Source organism: Aequorivita iocasae, assembly GCF_016757735.1.
GTDB lineage: Bacteria > Bacteroidota > Bacteroidia > Flavobacteriales > Flavobacteriaceae > Aequorivita > Aequorivita iocasae.
Map to the genome: position 1 here is coordinate 2,771,315 of NZ_CP068439.1, position 15,863 is coordinate 2,787,177.

Consider the following 15,863-nt stretch of genomic DNA (forward strand, 5'->3'; position numbering starts at 1 on the left):
GTTAGTCCTGCTAAGTTACTTAAATTCAAAAAGTTTCTCGGATTTAAGGCTGAAAAATTAAAAGGGTATTCATTAAATGATTATATTTATGTATTGTCTAACTAAAACTGTTTTCATTATGCCCACACCAACAGATAAGCCGCCCAAAGATGACGGCAACAAGCCCAAGAAGAAAACCCAGGCCGCTAAGCCCAAACCGAAACCAAAGGTTAAACCAAAACCGGGCGCTAATATTAACCCAGGTTAATCATTGTTCCTGATTGCTAAATTAAAATATCAAAAAAAATCCCTCGGAAGAGGGATTTTTAATTTTAAATATTGTTCAGAAGAATTATTGCTAACCTTTAACATCATAAACGAACGCACGGTATTTTAGAAGCGCAACAAAGAAGGCGCCTCCCAGGGCATTGCCGAAAAGAGCCAATGCAATAAAGGAGAGGTATTCCACAAATACTATTTTAGAAGAGCTTATAAGTCCGGCGAAGACTTCCACATTTCCTACTATGCTATGGTGTAAGCCTGTAAATGCTAGTACTGCCGTAATTATGTAAATAATCAATATACGGCTTAAAGTATCCTTGGAGGCAGCGACCAACCAGGATAACAGCCCCATTAACCAACCTGCAAGTATTGAACTGATAAAAATAACACTGCCGTGATAATCGGTAACGTGGACTGCAATTTTTTCTATGGTTTCAAGATTAAAAATATTTAATTGTGGACCTATCCAAACCAATAGAAATGCTATCAAATAACCACCTATTAGGTTTCCTAAAATAACCAGTCCCCAAAGGCGCATTAAGCTTCCAAGACTTCTTTTTTTATTGAGAAATGGCAAAGTCAATAGGGAGGTTTGTTCCGTAAAAAGAATGGATTGCCCAAGAATGATCATAATAAAACCTATGGGATATACCAGGGAAAGACTTTTAATGATGCTGTCTTCAGAAATTTTTCCTTCCAAAAAGAAAAACAAAGTACAGATTAACAAATAGCTGAAACCTATTTCCAGTCCGGCAGTTAAGGAACTCAACAAAATACTCACGGGGCTTTTATCATAGGTTTCCTGCCCCTCAATAATCTGTTGTTTCAAAATCTCTCCGTGCGATTTTGCCGTGTCTGCCTCAGAAGCTTTTGAATTCTCCAATTCCTTATCAATGTCTTGCTGCTCTTTGCTCTTATTGTCTTGTTGGGTTGCCATAAGATGTGTTCATAAAAAAAATTTCGTTTTCCGAAGATAAAATTAATTGCGATATCAGAAAACGAAACCTTATTAATATATGGATCATGTTACTTTCGTATCATTTCCTCTAAATGTGCTCTATTTGTGGATTTTCCATAGATTTTCTGCTCGGGATCCATAATTTTTGTGTCTTCCAATCCGTCCACATATACAGCATCAAAACCAATATCCTCGATAAGTTGTTGCGTAATTTTCTTGCTCTCCTCATCCTGGGCCGCAAAGGGAATTGCCAGTTTGTCCGTATTACGAAAAGCCCGATCTTTTAAATGTTCGGCATAAATGGTATTAAAAGCCTTGGCGGTTTTGGCGGTTCCAAATTTCATTGCGGTATATTCGGAAGCATTACGGTTACTGTCCCGAACTTTTTGGGCCATTTCGCCATCACGTTCAGGATAGGGATTTGTAGCATCAATTATTATCTTATTTCCATATTCGCCAGCGTAAAGCTCAGAAAGTTTATCTATAGCCTTGAATGGCACTGCCAAGAGATAAACATCTGCATTGGCTTCCCAAGCCTCATCTAAGCTTACGGCTTTTGAAGTCCCTCCGGCTTCTTGCACCAATTGGTTCAATTGTTCGGGATGGCGGGAAGTAAACAGTACTTCATGACCTGCTTTGGCCCAATGTTTACCAAGATTGCCGCCAATATTTCCACTTCCTATTACACCTATTTTCATATTTTTTTTGTTTTAAGTTTGTTTATTCTTCTTCTGAATTTATTTTTTTTAGTGTTTCTGAAATTTTCTTTTTTTCGGATTTGGATTTCATTTCGGCGTCTTTTTCTTTTTTCAGCTTACCGTCTCCTTTAATTTTAAGGTTTTCCGTTTGTTGAAATTTTCCGAAGTTCAAGGATTTTCTATATTCATCCTGAAAATCTGCGTGTTTCTTCTTGCTCATAGTTTTTTATTTATTGATTTTTATTCTGAAAATTTCCGTTATAGGCAAAATCTTCCTGTGCCTTTCGCTGTCTCATTTCCTTGAGTTCCTGTTTTTTCAAATCATCCGGCAATTCATCGGGATTTCCGCCAAAATACCCAAAGGCTACAGCAGTGGCCACGTGGTAATCATCAGTAAATTCAAATTCTTCATGTGCTTTTTTGAACTGCACGCCAGCCATTTGGTGTACTGCAATGCCCATGCTGGTGGCCTGGTGCATTACATTGCCCATAAATAATCCCAAGTCATGCAATGCGTGAAAGTTTTCCTTATCGTTTTTCTCCATCGATTTCTTGAAAGCATTTATCCATAGAAGTTGGGCGTTGCCGGCCCACGTTTGGTTAAATTCATCCAAGCAGTTAAAAATCCTATCATACATTTCTGTACCCTTTATTCCCCAAATTACCCGCCACGGCTGAATATTTGAAGAACTTGGAGCCCAACGGCCTGCTTCCAATAATTTTTTGACATCTGTTTCAGTGAGGGGGTCCTTTGAAAACATCCTGGGGCTCCATCTATTTTTTAGGCTGTTCAGAATGGGGTAATCTACTGGGGTTATTTTGTTAATTGTGACTGCTTTTTCCATTTTTTTCTTTTAAATGTAATAGCTTTCCCTTTGCATAAAAAGTTTTTAAAAAAGTTTTAACGCTCTCAGGAAGTATTAACATTTTTATTTCATTTTTCAAATTTATTTGCCCTTATTTTTGTTCAAAATTTTAATCAATGATCGTCTGGGTAATATTTATCGCATTTATCATTTTATTTTTAGCGTTGGATTTAGGTGTTTTTAACCGAACTCCACATGTGATCAAAACTAAGGAAGCTGCTATTTGGACTACCGTTTGGGTAACATTGGCACTAGGTTTTTCTGGGGTTATCTATTGGCTTTTTAAAGAGGGGCTCGTAGCAAACCCTACCAATTTGGCCCCAGATATTGCGGTGCTTAAATATATTACAGGCTATTTGATAGAGCTTTCCCTGAGTATTGACAATGTTTTTGTAATTGCCGTTATCTTTTCTTCTTTCGCAATTCCGCAGAAATACCAGCATGAAGTTTTATTTTATGGCATATTAGGTGCAATTGTTTTTAGGGCGTTGATGATAATTTTTGGTGTAGCGCTTATCAATAAGTTTGATTGGATAATTTATGTATTTGGAGCTTTTTTGTTATTCACTGCTTTTAGGATGTTAACACATAAAGAGTCTGAATTCGACCCGAAGAAATCGAAAATGTTTCGATTCATGAAAAAGCTTTTTCCGGTAAGCTACAAAATGGACGGAGACAAATTTTTTATAAAACGGATGGGAGTTAAGGCCGCCACTCCCCTATTTGTTGCACTGTTAATTATTGAGTTGACTGACATCCTTTTTGCACTGGATAGTATTCCCGCAATACTTGCAATCACGGCAGATCCTTTTATAGTTTTCAGTTCCAATATTTTGGCCATTTTAGGATTGCGCTCCATGTATTTTTTAATATCACGCATGCTTACCAAATTTAGATATATCAACTATAGTCTGGTGGTTATACTTGCTTTTGTTGGGGTAAAAATGATTCTTTCACACAATGTTGAAATTCCAGAATGGCTTTCACTGGGAGTAATTGTAGTATCGCTTGCTTCGGGGATTGTTGCCTCAATTTTAATTCCAGATTCCAATCCCTCTGTGGTGGAGGAAGATTAATTTCACAAAATCCCCTTAAAAGTTTGGAATGGTTTTTTTGCTATTGTATCTTTAAAATTATAATCAAAATCGAATAATATGAATATCAATTTCGAGTATCACGAGGTGGCAGCGAGCCCAAGATTGGAAGCTTTTGTAGCTGAAAAATTAAACAAACTTGAAAATAAATACGATTCAATTGTAGGAGCCGATGTTTATTTTAAAAAAGAAAATACATCTAATCCAGAAATTGGAAAAATATGTAGTGTGCGCCTTAGCATGCCAGGCCCTACCATATTTGCGGAAACCTCTACAGCATCATTTGAAGCATCAGTTGCAAAGGTAATCACAGAGCTTAGATCTCAGCTTCAAAAACGAAAAGAGAAATTAAATTCACACTAATGAAAGATATGGGAGTAATAGCTAGAGATGAGAAACAATTGACGCTTATTTACAGTAGCAATACCCGGGTTGGCAAGCGTGCCTATGCCTATTTAAAAGGCTTTGATAAAAATTTCTTGGGTATAGATATTGCAAAAACTAAAGTTTCTGATACCCAATGGGTTGAAATTGCAGATGCCTTAAATATAAAAGTTGCAGACCTTGTTGATAAAAAGGCACTAGATTTAGATACCGAAAGTACCAATAAATATGATGCTAATGATTGGTTGAAAATAATCCAAAAAAATGACAAGGCTCTCTATTATCCCATAGCTATAAAAGGAAAAATCACACGACAAATTGTAAGTTCAACCGAATTATTGGAGTTTTATGAAGTAGATTCAGCTGGATTGGAACAAAGTCCATCCAATGATACTCCACCTGATATTGAAAGAACAACCAAAGGTGAAAATTTTATTGAAAAAAATAAATAATTATTTCTTTTCCACAGTTTCAACAGGCTGAATGGAGGGCTTAATTTTTTTATAAACATCCATTTGGGGCTGGGTCAATATATCATTCATTTCTGCAGTTTCCTCTTGTTGAAGTTTATAGAGTACGTCTAACTTTTCCTTTCCGGACAGACCAGCTTCTATTTTATACCTGCGAATTAAAAATTCCGCAACTTTTTTCTGAAACAACAACTCCTGTTTCTCGGTCATAGAAAGTTCCAAATCATAACTATCGGTAATTTCCTGTGCTTCTTTTTCAGCCTTAAAATTAGATTTTTGAAAAACCGGATCTTGCGCAAAGACGGAGAAACTAATTAATAGTGAGAGAATAAAGACTAATTTTTTCATGGTTTAAGTTTATTTTTCACTCAAAATACTGAAAAACCAAACTTTCCACAATTACTTTAACGCTCTTTAACGAGCTAATTAAGGGCGATTAACAAAAAAGTAAGAATAGGTATGGATAATTTACTACGAAGTCTTTTTTTGAATTAGCAGAATAGCATCATTCACATTTCGAAGCTGTTCCATATCTTCATTTTTAAACTCAATATTAAAGATGTCTTCTATATCCAAAATTATATCAACCAAATGCGCTGAATTTATGTTTAATTCACGTGTGAGATCACTCTTGCGGTTTATTTCATTGGCAGATACATCCTCGGGTAAGTATGTCTTGATGATAGGCTCAAGTTTTGTGTATATTTCTTGCGAAGTCATGTACTTTAAATTTTTTTAAAGATAGCACATGCGTTCACATCACCAAAACCAAAGCTGGCTTTGGCAATGGTTTGTAACGATGTTTTTTGCGTTTTCATCGAAATTTTTTCCGAAGAAATCAAAGAAGCTATTTTTGGATGCAGATTTTCACAATTTACGTTCGGAAAAACAAACCCTTCGTGAAGTTGAAGAATTGCAGAAACAATTTCTATACTTCCGCTTGCTGCCAAACAATGCCCCACCATTCCTTTCAATGAATTTATAAAAGGGAACTGATTTCCCTTTCTGTTCAATGCAATACTCCAGTTTTCTATTTCATCGGGATCTTTAATAGTTGCGGTAAGATGACCATTTATATAATCTATTTCCCAAGCTGCTGTATTTGAGTTATCCAAGGCATCTTTTATACATTTTTGAATGGCCAGACTATTGGGAGCAGTCATACTGCCACCGCATCTTTGCCCGCCATTGTTTACTGCCCCGCCAAGGATTTCGGCATAAATGGTAGCACCTCTTTGTTGTGCGCTCTCCAAGGATTCCAGCAAATAGGCCCCTGCCCCACTGCCAGGCACAAAACCGCTCGCATCTGCACTCATCGGGCCAGCAACTTCATTTGGCGAATGGTTGTATTTATAGGTAGTAACTTTCATGGCATCAAAGCCGCCCCAGATATAAGGTCCAGAATCGCTAGTACTGCCACAAAGCATGAACTTAGCCTTTCCAGAGGCAATATGCTCATAGCCCATTAAAAGCGCTTCTGTTCCGGTTGCACATGCCGATGAATTTGCAGTCACCATATTTCCCGCACCAATTAATCCACCAAGATAGGCGCTCACACCACTCGTCATGGTTTGTGCTACCGAAGTACTCCCCAATCTACGCACATTTTTATCATCAATTTTATAAATGGCTTCGCGAAATTTATCCACACCGCTTGTACCAGTTCCGAATATAATCCCTAAGTCCCAAAGAGGAGCCTCTTCAGTTGTGGCAGGAGTTATTTTTGCATCTTTTAATGCGTCCATTCCTGCAATTACCCCGTATAAAATACCACTGCTGTTGAAATTACGAAGTTGGAGGTCCGAAAGATATTCACGCTTTTTCTCTTCAGAAATTTTCGGGATTGCGCCTAATTGGCAAGAAAAATTGAGGTCGCGTAATTCAGGTACAAAAGCGATACCCGAAACGCCTTTTTTAATGGCCTCAGAAAAAGCTGAAATGCCAACGCCATTTGGCGAAACAACACCAAGTCCCGTAATTACAACGCGTTTCTTCATTTTAAATCTCTATTCACAATCATTCCACTTATGGTGCCTTTTGCAATTGTTTCGTCTTTTGCATTTAGCATTTTTACCTTACATTTCAATTTATTGAACCTATAATATATTTTTTCTGAAACTACTTTTACTTTTTCTTCGGGAAAAACCGGAAGTAGAAAATCAATTTCTGTGCTGCTTAAAGCAAAATTTATTTTTTCAGAAGAAATATCACCTTTTAAAAGATAAACACCCAAACACACCAGACCAATCTGTGCCATACATTCCGTAAGTATTACGCCCGGGGTTATGGGATTGTTTTTAAAATGACCCTCATAAAAAAACAAATCTTTTTTGAAAATATAAGTGCCCGAAATACGCTCTTCCGAAACTGAAAGCAGCTCATCTACAAACAAAAAAGGTTCGGAATATGGAAGCTGGTCTATAATGTATTGATAATCCATTTTATATTTATCTCAAACTTTCGCCCCCATCCACTTTTAATACTATTCCGTTAATCCAATCGGCTTCTTTTTTGCAGAGCAGATAGACTGCATTTGCTACGTCTTCGGGTTTGGTAAGTCTATTTTGGGGATTTCGAAGTTTGGCCATTTCAGATAATTTTTCACTTCCGGGAATTGCTAAAAAAGAAGGTGTTTCTGTAGTTCCTGCTTGAATGCAATTTGTTGCAATTTTTAAGGGGGCCAATTCAACGGCCATATTTCGCATTAAAGCCTCCAGCACTGATTTTGCTGCGGAAACGGCGGCATAGCCTGGCCAAATTTTTGTATTCCCCTCACTGGTAAAAGCGATATTTCGTGCTTTTTCTGCAAAACTTTTATGGGCAATCAACGTTTGGGTCCATTCATACCAGCTTGTTGCCATAGCGTGAATGGTTATATCCAAATCATGTTTTGACAATAATTCTTGTTTCGGACTATTCATCTTTTTTAAACTGCCCTTTGCAATACTGTGAAGTAAAATCTTAACACTATGTTTTGGAATTTGGCTGATGATTTCTTTTCTAACTTCTTCTTTCAAAGCATCTTTATTGAAAGTTTTCACCACATTTCCCCAAGATTCCATCTGCTCTACTGCTTTTTTAAATTCTTTCAAATTACTTTTGCGATCACGATGGACGATACAAATATTCATTCCCTTTGAAGCAAGTTTTTTTGCGGTGGCAAGACCCAAACCGCTACTGCCTCCAAGTATCAATGCCCATTGATCTTTAAATTCATCCATAGTTAAAACTTCAGTAATACACGTTGGGCCGAAAATCCGGGACCAAAACTTAACATCAAACCCAAATCACCCTTTTTGGGCTTTTTGTCCATAAAACGCTCCAAAACGTATAGTACAGTTGCGCTGCTCATATTGCCATACAATTTAAGTACTTCTTTGGTATCATCTATGTTTTTGCCTAAACTTCCAAATAAATCTTCTACTGTTTCAATTATTTTTCTTCCTCCCGGATGAAAAATAAGATGATCGATATCTTGGATTTTTACATTGTTTTTCTTTAAAAAGGGATGTACAATTGCTGAAAAATGTTCTGCTATTTTTTCTGGAACAGCTTTATCTAGTATCATCTGAAGGCCAGTATTTATAAGTTTAAAGCCCATCATATCTGTAGCGTCATAAAAATGGTACATTTCTTCTGCGAGTATTTCAGGACCATTGTCCTCTTCGTGAGAAGACATTAAAACACAAGCAGCACCATCGCCAAAAATTGCGGCACTAACAATATTTACCATTGAAAAATCTTCCAGTTGAAACGTAGCCGTGGGCGCTTCTAAAGCAATAACCGCAGCACGTTTGCCAGGATTGGCCTTTAAAAAGTTATTGGCATAAATTATTCCCGAAATTCCAGCGGCACAGCCCATTTCGGTTACGGGAAGGCGCACAATATCTTGCCTCATCTTTAGTTCGTTAATCAAATAGGCATCTACGGAAGGAATCATAATTCCTGTGCAACTAACGGTTATTATAAAATCGATGTCAGTAGGTTTCCAGCTTGCTTTGTCAAGTGCATTTTGAAGACACGATTTGCCCAACTTTGTAATTTCACGAGCGTAAATAGCATTGCGTTTTTCAAAACTTGTATTTGTAAATACCTCAACGGGATCCATAATGGAATATCGTTTATCTACCCCAGCTCCTTCAAAAATCTTAATCACTTTTCGTTGAAAGCGGCTTTCTTGCTCATGCATCCATTGCTTTACGAAAGGTATGACTTCTTCAGTTTTTCTACTATATTGGGGCAGTTGTTTTGCCACCGTGGTTATCTTTACACTCATAAATATTTTTTGAGCATCCATTGGTATCGGTAAGCCCAGCGCCATTGAATTTCACTCTTTTGATTTGGGATTTGTTTTGATATTTTTTTTAATTCATTCTTTTTAAAACCTTTCGCAATGGAAATTAATCCGTCGTGGCGTGCGGTTACGGTCTTTAAAAACAACTCACTCACAATTTTAAAAAGGGTGAACGCTTGTTTGCTTCTATGTAGATCATTTATTACTATTCCAATATTGACTTTGTGGATTATTTTTTTTAATAGATTTTCAATCTCTTCGGTATTGAAATGATGCAAAAACAAAGTGCATACTGCAATATCGCAATTTGGAATTAAATTTTCTTCCAAAAAAACATCAACTTTTTGAAATTTTATATTTGGATAGTTCTCGCTCCTTTTTTTTGCATATTTTAAAATATTAGCATTAAAATCAATTCCAATAAATTCAAAATTATAATTATTTTGTTGTCCAAAATCGGCACACTTCCTAAGTAATTCCCCATCACCACACCCAATGTCCAAAATTCTTACCTTTTCAGCCTTGGAGTGATTTTGCAATAGTTTTTGGATACCGTCAATTGTAATCTTGTTTCCGCCAAGCCATTTGTTAACTGTTTTTAGGTCGTCCAATAGTTTTTTCATCTCTTCTCCTCGAAAATCTGTGGAATCCATTATTTCCTCCTGCTCAGATCTATGTTTGTTGCTAAAGGTTATCATTTGGATGGGCTGCCGTGTGTTTTTTCAATAATCATTGGAACTAAGAACGGAAAAGTCTTTACCATTGCAAAGCCAAGTTTTGATGCAAAAGGATTCATTAATAATTTCTGAATGAATCTTCCCGTTTTTAATCTTTCCTCAAATTCGCTCTGCCATTGAGCTTTATATTTTTCCTCCATAGTCTTTTTGTTCAATTTTTCATTTTGATAGGCTTCAATATATATTTCTGAAAAAATTTGTGCGCTTCTTATAGCCATTGCCATACCATTTCCACAAAGAGGATGGATGAGCCCTGCACTGTCACCAACCATAAATATATGGTTTTCCACTGGTTTTTTTTCTTGAAACGATATTTGGCTAATGGTCAATGGTTTATTAAAAAGGGGGGTTGCGTTATTGAAAAATTTATTCAAAAAAGGATTTTTTGAAAGCTCCATTTTTTGAAAAGCCTCGATACCTCCATATTTTTTAAAAGATTTGAATGTTGCCAAATAACAGGCATTTACGGCTCCCGTTTCAGTTTTGCTCAAACCGCAATAACCTCCATTAAAGTTGTGCAACGCAACGGTGTCTTCCGGGAACTCATATTCATAATGTGCTTTTACAGCAAGCCAGGGTGAGTTTTGGCCCATAAATTTTCTGTTCAAAAATGAGTCAATATTTGACCTTTTTCCAAATGCTCCAACTACACAATTTCCTTCTAAACTTTTTTTATTTTGAGTTTTAACCAAGAATAGATTGTCCTTAAAAAATACTTTTTCTACGGTATCAAAAATTATTTCAACTTTACCGCGAATCGCTTCATAAAGTAGATTGTCAAACCTATAACGGCTTATGCCAAAGCCGCCAAGAGGTAATTGTGCTGTGATGGGATTGCCCTGTGTATCGGTTATTTGAAATTTTGAAATTTGTTTAGCGCCTTCAGACAAGGGATTGATTCCAAGGAGTTTTAAATAGGGCAGTATTTCGTTACTTACATATTCACCACAAACCTTGTGGTTTGGGTATTTATTTTTTTCAATTAAACAAACTTTGATTTTATTTTGGGAAAGATGTAAGGCTGTGACAAGACCTGCGAGTCCACCTCCTATTATTATAACATCCCATTTTTGTGTATGTATCATTGATAGTCTAAAACTAAAAAATCCCGCCCAAATAATGGAACGGGATTTTTATAATTTAATTTTTAAATTATTCGCCTGCTTGTTGTTTTGCTTCTTGTTTCATCTTTTCATTTGGAACAATCGCAAGGTTTACACGTCGGTTTTTAGCACGACCTTGGGCAGTTGAATTATCAGCTACTGGAGCGGTTTCGCCATACCAATTGGTAGTAAACCTACCGGCACTTAATCCTTTATTTTGGACCAGATAATTTGTAACGGATTGTGCTCTATTTTTTGAGAGTGTCATATTCATTTCATCGGAACCAACACTATCAGTATGTCCTACCACAAGTACATTGGTATCTGGATATTCCTTCAAAACGTTTGCAAGTTTATCAAGTGTGGCTTGTGATGCAGGGTTAATATTGTATTTAGCAGTATCAAAATACACACCACTGTTTTCATCAAAAGTTACAACAATACCTTCATCCACTCTCTCTACTTGTGCCCCAGGAATTTCCTGTTCTATTTTTTGTGCTTGCTTGTCCATTTTAGCGCCAATCAATACACCGGCACCTCCACCAACTACACCGCCAATTACAGCGCCAAGTTCTCCGTTTCCGCCTTTTCCAATATTGTTACCAAGTATTGCGCCCAATACGGCACCACTAGTAGCTCCTATAACGGCACCTTTCTGTTTGTTATTGGCGTTTCGTGTGGCTTCGCAGCTTGTTAGGCTAATAACAAAAGTAAATGCTAATACAACTAGTGCGGTTTGTTTAAAAAATTTTTTCATAATATTTATTCTTGAATTTTAGAAAAGTTCATATTTATTTTAAATGGTTTACCATCCAAACTTACAGTTTGTTCCCAACGCATTGATGATTCGTTTAACTGTGCCAAGCGCAATCTGTAACCTGCATTGGTGTCAGATTTACCTTTGGCGTTTGTTGGTTTTAAAAGGAAATCGTATAAACCTGTTGCTGGGTCAATTTCCTGTATTGTAAAGATGAAATTGCGCTCGCCCGTTGGACAGTTAGAATTTTCTATATTATAATTTCCGGTATTGTTATTGGGGATAAACCTCCAAGTACTTCCTTCAAAACACTCAACAGAGGTGTCATTGAATAAAGTAACATTAAAAGTGCCGGAAGCATCATAAGAAATATTGTTTAAAGACCAATATCCTTTGATTACTTTTCGGGATTCTTGAACGGTCTTGGGTGTACCGCAAGAGAATGTTGTAGCTGCAATAACAGCCATAATGAGGAATTTTTTCATAAAAAATGGATTAGTTTAAAATAGTTTAAATAGGTTGTTTTTTATTTTCTGAACAAATGGGATAGTAGCGAAAGTACAAGAAGTACTAAAAAGATCCAGAAAATAATCATTGCGATATCAGTTGCACCTTCTGCGATGCCTCCAAATCCAAAAATTGCTGCAATTATTGCAATTACTAAAAAAATAATGATCCAACGTAACATAATAAGTAGTTTTAATGATTAGTATGTCACTAAGGTAGATAACAATTTTAACGTTTGTAAACTCTTTATCTAAAGTTTAACACGGTATGTTAAAAAATTAGTAAGACAGCAATTCCAATAGGATTTTTTTGAATTTTTCCTTACTAAGGTAGCCAGCTTCTAAATTTGCTGCAAAGGGAATCGGAGTTTCTAGACTGGCAACCCTTTTTACTGGCGCATCTAAATCTTCAAAACAATTTTCCATTATTAAGGCCGAGATATCCGAAGCTATCCCCCCAAACATAGAATCTTCTTGAAGAATAATAACCTTTCCAGTTTTCTTTACCGATGTGTATATTGTTTCGGTGTCCAAAGGAATCAGTGTCCTTAAATCAATAAGATCTGCTTGAATGTCTGGATTTTGCTCCAGCGTTTCCAATGCCCAATGCACCCCTGCTCCATAAGTAATAATAGTAACGTCTTTTCCTTCTTTTAAAAGCGAGGCTTTCCCGAGCGGTAATGTATAATAATCTGTCGGCACATCTTGGCGTATGCTTCTATAGAGCGCTTTGTGTTCAAAAAACATTACAGGGTTGGGGTCTTCAATACTGGTTGCTAATAAACCTTTGGCATCGTAGGGGAAAGCCGGGTAAACTACTTTTAGTCCAGGCGTATGTGTAAACCAAGCCTCGTTGGTCTGACTATGAAATGGCCCCGCTCCCACTCCTGCGCCACAGGGCATACGCACTACTACATCGGCTTTTTCGTTCCAGCGGTAATGGCTTTTTGCGAGATAATTTATGATTGGGTTGAAGCCTGAAGTAACAAAATCTGCAAACTGCATTTCCACAACAGCTTTAAAGCCATTAATGGAAAGCCCCATCGCCGCAGAGACAATTGCGGACTCACAAATAGGGGTATTGCGAACGCGTTCTTTGCCAAATTGCTCCACAAAACCTTCCGTAATTTTAAAAACACCCCCGTATTCCGCCACGTCCTGCCCCATAATCACAAGATTGCCATGGCGCTCCATAGATTGTTTCAAGCCTTGGGAAATGGCATCGATCAAGCGAATATTTTCTTTAGCCGAATTTACGCTAACTTCTTTATAATCAAATGGTTTGTAAACATCATTTAATTCGTTTGTTTCGTTGAATTCTATCTTCGGTTCGGCAAAGGCAATGTCAAGGTTTTCATCTATTTCCTGTTTAAACTCACTTTTAAACTCTTGTATTTTTTCCTCGGAAAGCACTCCTTCGTTCAACAAATAGGTTTCAAAATTTAAAAGCGGATCGCGCAAGCCCCATTCATCAATTAAATCAGTGGGCACATACTTGGTGCCACTTGCTTCTTCATGGCCACGCATTCTAAAGGTTTTGAATTCTAAAAGAATAGGCCGCGGATTGGTTCGCATGCTTTCTACCAAATCTTTCAATTTTATGTAAACCTCCAAAATATTATTGCCCTCAATAATATGGGATTCCATTCCGTAACCTTTCCCACGGTCAGCAATATGTTCGCAATTATATTGCTCATTGGTTGGGGTTGACAAACCATAGCCGTTATTCTCAACACAGAAAAGTACTGGAAGCTGCCAAACGGAAGCCACATTTAGTGCTTCATGAATATCACCTTCGCTGGTTCCGCCTTCGCCAGTAAATACCGCACATACCTTATTATTTTGTTTTAGTTTGTTTGCCAATGCTATCCCATCGGCAACGCCAAATTGTGGTCCCAAATGTGAAATCATTCCAACAATGTGGAACTCCTGGGTACCAAAATGAAAACTTCTATCGCGGCCTTTGGTGAAACCATTCGCTTTTCCCTGCCATTGCGAAAACAAACGATTCAAGGGAATCTCTCGCATAGTGAAAACTGCTAGGTTTCGGTGCATGGGCAGAATGTATTCATCATTATCCAAAACCGCTGTAATACCTACTGAAATGGCCTCCTGCCCTATTCCGCTGAACCATTTGGAAACCTTTCCTTGCCGTAGCAGAATCAACATTTTTTCTTCTATCATCCGAGGCTTTAGCATACCGCGATAGAGTGTCAATAAAGTTTCTTCGTTAAGGTCTTTTCTATTATAATCAAAGAAAATATGTGGGGTGATTTCAGCTTTCATGTTTATTATTTGAAGATTCAAAAGTAGAAAAAAAGCAATTCTAATACGGATTATTATAGTAAAATTTAGCTGTGGAAAAACTTTCACATTTTGGTATCTTTGTAGCTTAAAAATTAAGTGTGATGAATAATATACCAAGTGTTGATTTGGCAGACTTCCTTTCCGAAGATCCAAAGAGAAAACAGAAATTTGTAGATGAAATAGGTTCTGCATATGAAGATATTGGCTTTGTTTCGCTGAAAAATCACTTTTTAAGTGACAATTTGGTAGATGAACTTTATAAGGAAGTAAAAAGTTTTTTTGCGCTTCCTTTAGAGGTAAAGAAAAAATATGAAATAGAAGGTCTGGGCGGTCAGCGCGGTTATATTTCCTTCGGAAAAGAGCACGCAAAGGGTAAAAAGGAAGGCGACTTAAAGGAGTTTTGGCATTTCGGCCAAGAACCTTCCGAAGATGCAAAACTTGAAGAAGAATATCCAAAAAATGTACAAGTGGAAGAATTGCCCGATTTTAACCACACCGGTATGGAAGCCTACAGAATGTTAGAAAAAACAGGGGTTTATGTACTTCGCGCTCTTGCGCTTTACATTGGTTTGGATGAATTTTATTTTGACCATTGGGCTACAAACGGAAATAGTATTCTTCGCCCCATCCACTACCCTCCTATTACTGAAGAGCCAAAAGGCGCAGTACGTGCGGGAGCCCATGGAGATATTAATTTAATTACTTTATTAATGGGCGCATCTGCAGGCGGTCTGCAAGTGTTGCGAAAGGATGGCGAATGGATAGATGCAATTCCTAATGAAGACGAATTGGTTATAAATGTGGGCGATATGCTTGAAAGACATACCAACAATAAGTTGCGATCAACCATTCACCGGGTTGTAAATCCACCTCGTGAAGAATGGGGAAGTCCCAGATATTCCATTCCTTTTTTTATGCATCCTCGAAGCGATATGAAGCTAAATTGCTTGGAAGAATGTATTGATGAAGAACACCCAAAAGCCTATGAAGACATTACCGCTGGCGAATTTCTGCACCAACGTTTGGTGGAGATTGGGCTGATTAAAAAGTAAGCAATTGCCAGTGGTAGTATGCAGTTAACCCTGAAACTTGAAACCTTGAAATCATTAGAAGACCAATTAAAAAATCTTTTCCCAGATCACGAGCCCAGTGAAGTTCCTGTAGAAAAAGAGGAATCCTCCATTTGGCTACAAGATGAACCCTTGCTCTGCAAATACGAAAAAAGAAAAGGAAAGCCCATCACAATTATAGAGGGATATAATGGCGCCGACAGTGATTTTAAAATCCTTTCAAAAGAAATAAAACAACTCTTGAGCGTTGGCGGAAGTTTCAAAAATGAACAAATAATTATCCAAGGCGATTATCGGGAGAAAATTATGCAGTTTTTAAAGGATAAGGGGTTTAAGGTGAAGCGTGTGGGCGGATAAA

Annotated in this window: 22 protein-coding genes; 6 read left to right on the forward strand and 16 right to left on the reverse strand. The window is 37.2% G+C overall.

Annotation, left to right across the window (positions count from 1 at the left end):
* The first annotated feature begins 118 nt into the window (after positions 1-118).
* Positions 119-247, forward strand: a complete 129-nt coding sequence (locus tag JK629_RS15615) for a hypothetical protein (RefSeq protein WP_262896511.1) — start codon at positions 119-121, stop codon at positions 245-247.
* A 90-nt stretch (positions 248-337) separates the two neighbouring features.
* Here JK629_RS15615 and JK629_RS12750 read toward each other — a convergent pair whose 3' ends face one another.
* The 4 genes from JK629_RS12750 to JK629_RS12765 form a co-directional block, all read right to left on the reverse strand.
* Positions 338-1,198, reverse strand: a complete 861-nt coding sequence (locus JK629_RS12750) for a formate/nitrite transporter family protein (protein WP_202336002.1) — start codon at positions 1,196-1,198, stop codon at positions 338-340.
* An 89-nt stretch (positions 1,199-1,287) separates the two neighbouring features.
* Complete coding sequence (locus JK629_RS12755; RefSeq protein WP_202336003.1) at positions 1,288-1,917, reverse strand: NADPH-dependent F420 reductase; 630 nt, start codon at positions 1,915-1,917, stop codon at positions 1,288-1,290.
* Positions 1,918-1,939: 22 nt separating this feature from the next.
* Positions 1,940-2,137 (reverse strand): hypothetical protein, encoded by a 198-nt coding sequence (locus JK629_RS12760; RefSeq protein ID WP_202336004.1) that lies wholly within the window; start codon positions 2,135-2,137, stop codon positions 1,940-1,942.
* A 10-nt stretch (positions 2,138-2,147) separates the two neighbouring features.
* Entirely contained in the window at positions 2,148-2,762 is a 615-nt protein-coding gene (locus JK629_RS12765) for a nitroreductase family protein (RefSeq protein WP_202336005.1), read from the reverse strand.
* A 137-nt stretch (positions 2,763-2,899) separates the two neighbouring features.
* On the opposite strand from JK629_RS12765, the gene JK629_RS12770 reads away from it, so the two are divergent.
* From JK629_RS12770 to JK629_RS12780, 3 genes are all read left to right on the forward strand, one after another.
* The gene (locus JK629_RS12770) at positions 2,900-3,859 is read left to right on the forward strand and encodes a TerC family protein (protein ID WP_202336006.1); all 960 of its coding nucleotides are present in this window, start codon (positions 2,900-2,902) and stop codon (positions 3,857-3,859) included.
* Positions 3,860-3,937: 78 nt separating this feature from the next.
* Complete coding sequence (gene hpf / locus JK629_RS12775) at positions 3,938-4,240, forward strand: ribosome hibernation-promoting factor, HPF/YfiA family (protein ID WP_202336007.1); 303 nt, start codon at positions 3,938-3,940, stop codon at positions 4,238-4,240.
* Positions 4,240-4,713 carry an arsenate reductase family protein gene (locus tag JK629_RS12780; RefSeq protein WP_202336008.1) on the forward strand — a complete coding sequence of 158 codons (474 nt, stop codon included), beginning with the start codon at positions 4,240-4,242 and terminating at the stop codon, positions 4,711-4,713. Before hpf ends, JK629_RS12780 begins: the two co-directional genes overlap by 1 nt.
* Here JK629_RS12780 and JK629_RS12785 read toward each other — a convergent pair whose 3' ends face one another.
* The 12 genes from JK629_RS12785 to JK629_RS12840 form a co-directional block, all read right to left on the reverse strand.
* Positions 4,714-5,079 (reverse strand): hypothetical protein, encoded by a 366-nt coding sequence (locus JK629_RS12785; RefSeq protein ID WP_202336009.1) that lies wholly within the window; start codon positions 5,077-5,079, stop codon positions 4,714-4,716.
* Between the two features lie 123 nt (positions 5,080-5,202).
* Entirely contained in the window at positions 5,203-5,451 is a 249-nt protein-coding gene (locus JK629_RS12790; protein WP_202336010.1) for an acyl carrier protein, read from the reverse strand.
* A 5-nt stretch (positions 5,452-5,456) separates the two neighbouring features.
* A complete protein-coding gene (locus tag JK629_RS12795) occupies positions 5,457-6,728 on the reverse strand; it encodes a beta-ketoacyl-[acyl-carrier-protein] synthase family protein (RefSeq protein ID WP_202336011.1) in 1,272 nt (423 codons plus the stop codon).
* Positions 6,725-7,171: a 3-hydroxyacyl-ACP dehydratase FabZ family protein gene (locus JK629_RS12800; RefSeq protein ID WP_202336012.1), complete on the reverse strand. Its 447-nt coding sequence runs from the start codon at positions 7,169-7,171 to the stop codon at positions 6,725-6,727. Before JK629_RS12800 ends, JK629_RS12795 begins: the two co-directional genes overlap by 4 nt.
* Positions 7,172-7,178: 7 nt before the next feature.
* Complete coding sequence (locus JK629_RS12805; protein ID WP_202336013.1) at positions 7,179-7,952, reverse strand: SDR family NAD(P)-dependent oxidoreductase; 774 nt, start codon at positions 7,950-7,952, stop codon at positions 7,179-7,181.
* 2 nt (positions 7,953-7,954) lie between these two features.
* Positions 7,955-9,007: a type III polyketide synthase gene (locus tag JK629_RS12810; protein ID WP_202336014.1), complete on the reverse strand. Its 1,053-nt coding sequence runs from the start codon at positions 9,005-9,007 to the stop codon at positions 7,955-7,957.
* The gene (locus tag JK629_RS12815) at positions 9,004-9,723 is read right to left on the reverse strand and encodes a class I SAM-dependent methyltransferase (RefSeq protein ID WP_202336015.1); all 720 of its coding nucleotides are present in this window, start codon (positions 9,721-9,723) and stop codon (positions 9,004-9,006) included. Before JK629_RS12815 ends, JK629_RS12810 begins: the two co-directional genes overlap by 4 nt.
* Entirely contained in the window at positions 9,720-10,847 is a 1,128-nt protein-coding gene (locus JK629_RS12820) for an NAD(P)/FAD-dependent oxidoreductase (protein WP_202336016.1), read from the reverse strand. Before JK629_RS12820 ends, JK629_RS12815 begins: the two co-directional genes overlap by 4 nt.
* A gap of 67 nt (positions 10,848-10,914) precedes the next feature.
* Positions 10,915-11,622 carry an OmpA family protein gene (locus tag JK629_RS12825; RefSeq protein WP_202336017.1) on the reverse strand — a complete coding sequence of 236 codons (708 nt, stop codon included), beginning with the start codon at positions 11,620-11,622 and terminating at the stop codon, positions 10,915-10,917.
* A gap of 5 nt (positions 11,623-11,627) precedes the next feature.
* Entirely contained in the window at positions 11,628-12,107 is a 480-nt protein-coding gene (locus tag JK629_RS12830; RefSeq protein WP_202336018.1) for a lipocalin family protein, read from the reverse strand.
* Positions 12,108-12,148: 41 nt separating this feature from the next.
* A complete protein-coding gene (locus JK629_RS12835; protein WP_202336019.1) occupies positions 12,149-12,310 on the reverse strand; it encodes a DUF1328 family protein in 162 nt (53 codons plus the stop codon).
* Between the two features lie 97 nt (positions 12,311-12,407).
* Positions 12,408-14,414, reverse strand: a complete 2,007-nt coding sequence (locus tag JK629_RS12840; RefSeq protein ID WP_202336020.1) for an alpha-ketoacid dehydrogenase subunit alpha/beta — start codon at positions 14,412-14,414, stop codon at positions 12,408-12,410.
* 122 nt (positions 14,415-14,536) lie between these two features.
* On the opposite strand from JK629_RS12840, the gene JK629_RS12845 reads away from it, so the two are divergent.
* Together JK629_RS12845 and JK629_RS12850 are read left to right on the forward strand one after the other, a co-directional pair.
* A complete protein-coding gene (locus tag JK629_RS12845) occupies positions 14,537-15,487 on the forward strand; it encodes an isopenicillin N synthase family dioxygenase (RefSeq protein WP_202336021.1) in 951 nt (316 codons plus the stop codon).
* Positions 15,488-15,505: 18 nt separating this feature from the next.
* Entirely contained in the window at positions 15,506-15,862 is a 357-nt protein-coding gene (locus JK629_RS12850) for a translation initiation factor (RefSeq protein ID WP_202336022.1), read from the forward strand.
* The last annotated feature ends 1 nt before the right edge of the window (position 15,863 follow it).

What these genes read in the sequence shown, in the direction of transcription:
- JK629_RS12825 (WP_202336017.1), bottom strand. Translation starts at nt 11,622, where the DNA reads ATGAAAAAATTTTTTAAACAAACCGCACTAGTTGTATTAGCATTTACT.
- JK629_RS12835 (WP_202336019.1), bottom strand. Translation starts at nt 12,310, where the DNA reads ATGTTACGTTGGATCATTATTTTTTTAGTAATTGCAATAATTGCAGCA.
- JK629_RS12815 (WP_202336015.1), bottom strand. Translation starts at nt 9,723, where the DNA reads ATGATAACCTTTAGCAACAAACATAGATCTGAGCAGGAGGAAATAATG.
- JK629_RS12790 (WP_202336010.1), bottom strand. Translation starts at nt 5,451, where the DNA reads ATGACTTCGCAAGAAATATACACAAAACTTGAGCCTATCATCAAGACA.
- JK629_RS12795 (WP_202336011.1), bottom strand. Translation starts at nt 6,728, where the DNA reads ATGAAGAAACGCGTTGTAATTACGGGACTTGGTGTTGTTTCGCCAAAT.
- JK629_RS12830 (WP_202336018.1), bottom strand. Translation starts at nt 12,107, where the DNA reads ATGAAAAAATTCCTCATTATGGCTGTTATTGCAGCTACAACATTCTCT.
- JK629_RS12845 (WP_202336021.1), top strand. Translation starts at nt 14,537, where the DNA reads ATGAATAATATACCAAGTGTTGATTTGGCAGACTTCCTTTCCGAAGAT.
- JK629_RS12840 (WP_202336020.1), bottom strand. Translation starts at nt 14,414, where the DNA reads ATGAAAGCTGAAATCACCCCACATATTTTCTTTGATTATAATAGAAAA.
- JK629_RS12755 (WP_202336003.1), bottom strand. Translation starts at nt 1,917, where the DNA reads ATGAAAATAGGTGTAATAGGAAGTGGAAATATTGGCGGCAATCTTGGT.
- JK629_RS12800 (WP_202336012.1), bottom strand. Translation starts at nt 7,171, where the DNA reads ATGGATTATCAATACATTATAGACCAGCTTCCATATTCCGAACCTTTT.
- JK629_RS15615 (WP_262896511.1), top strand. Translation starts at nt 119, where the DNA reads ATGCCCACACCAACAGATAAGCCGCCCAAAGATGACGGCAACAAGCCC.
- hpf (WP_202336007.1), top strand. Translation starts at nt 3,938, where the DNA reads ATGAATATCAATTTCGAGTATCACGAGGTGGCAGCGAGCCCAAGATTG.
- JK629_RS12750 (WP_202336002.1), bottom strand. Translation starts at nt 1,198, where the DNA reads ATGGCAACCCAACAAGACAATAAGAGCAAAGAGCAGCAAGACATTGAT.
- JK629_RS12760 (WP_202336004.1), bottom strand. Translation starts at nt 2,137, where the DNA reads ATGAGCAAGAAGAAACACGCAGATTTTCAGGATGAATATAGAAAATCC.
- JK629_RS12765 (WP_202336005.1), bottom strand. Translation starts at nt 2,762, where the DNA reads ATGGAAAAAGCAGTCACAATTAACAAAATAACCCCAGTAGATTACCCC.
- JK629_RS12810 (WP_202336014.1), bottom strand. Translation starts at nt 9,007, where the DNA reads ATGAGTGTAAAGATAACCACGGTGGCAAAACAACTGCCCCAATATAGT.
- JK629_RS12820 (WP_202336016.1), bottom strand. Translation starts at nt 10,847, where the DNA reads ATGATACATACACAAAAATGGGATGTTATAATAATAGGAGGTGGACTC.
- JK629_RS12805 (WP_202336013.1), bottom strand. Translation starts at nt 7,952, where the DNA reads ATGGATGAATTTAAAGATCAATGGGCATTGATACTTGGAGGCAGTAGC.
- JK629_RS12785 (WP_202336009.1), bottom strand. Translation starts at nt 5,079, where the DNA reads ATGAAAAAATTAGTCTTTATTCTCTCACTATTAATTAGTTTCTCCGTC.
- JK629_RS12780 (WP_202336008.1), top strand. Translation starts at nt 4,240, where the DNA reads ATGAAAGATATGGGAGTAATAGCTAGAGATGAGAAACAATTGACGCTT.
- JK629_RS12850 (WP_202336022.1), top strand. Translation starts at nt 15,506, where the DNA reads ATGCAGTTAACCCTGAAACTTGAAACCTTGAAATCATTAGAAGACCAA.
- JK629_RS12770 (WP_202336006.1), top strand. Translation starts at nt 2,900, where the DNA reads ATGATCGTCTGGGTAATATTTATCGCATTTATCATTTTATTTTTAGCG.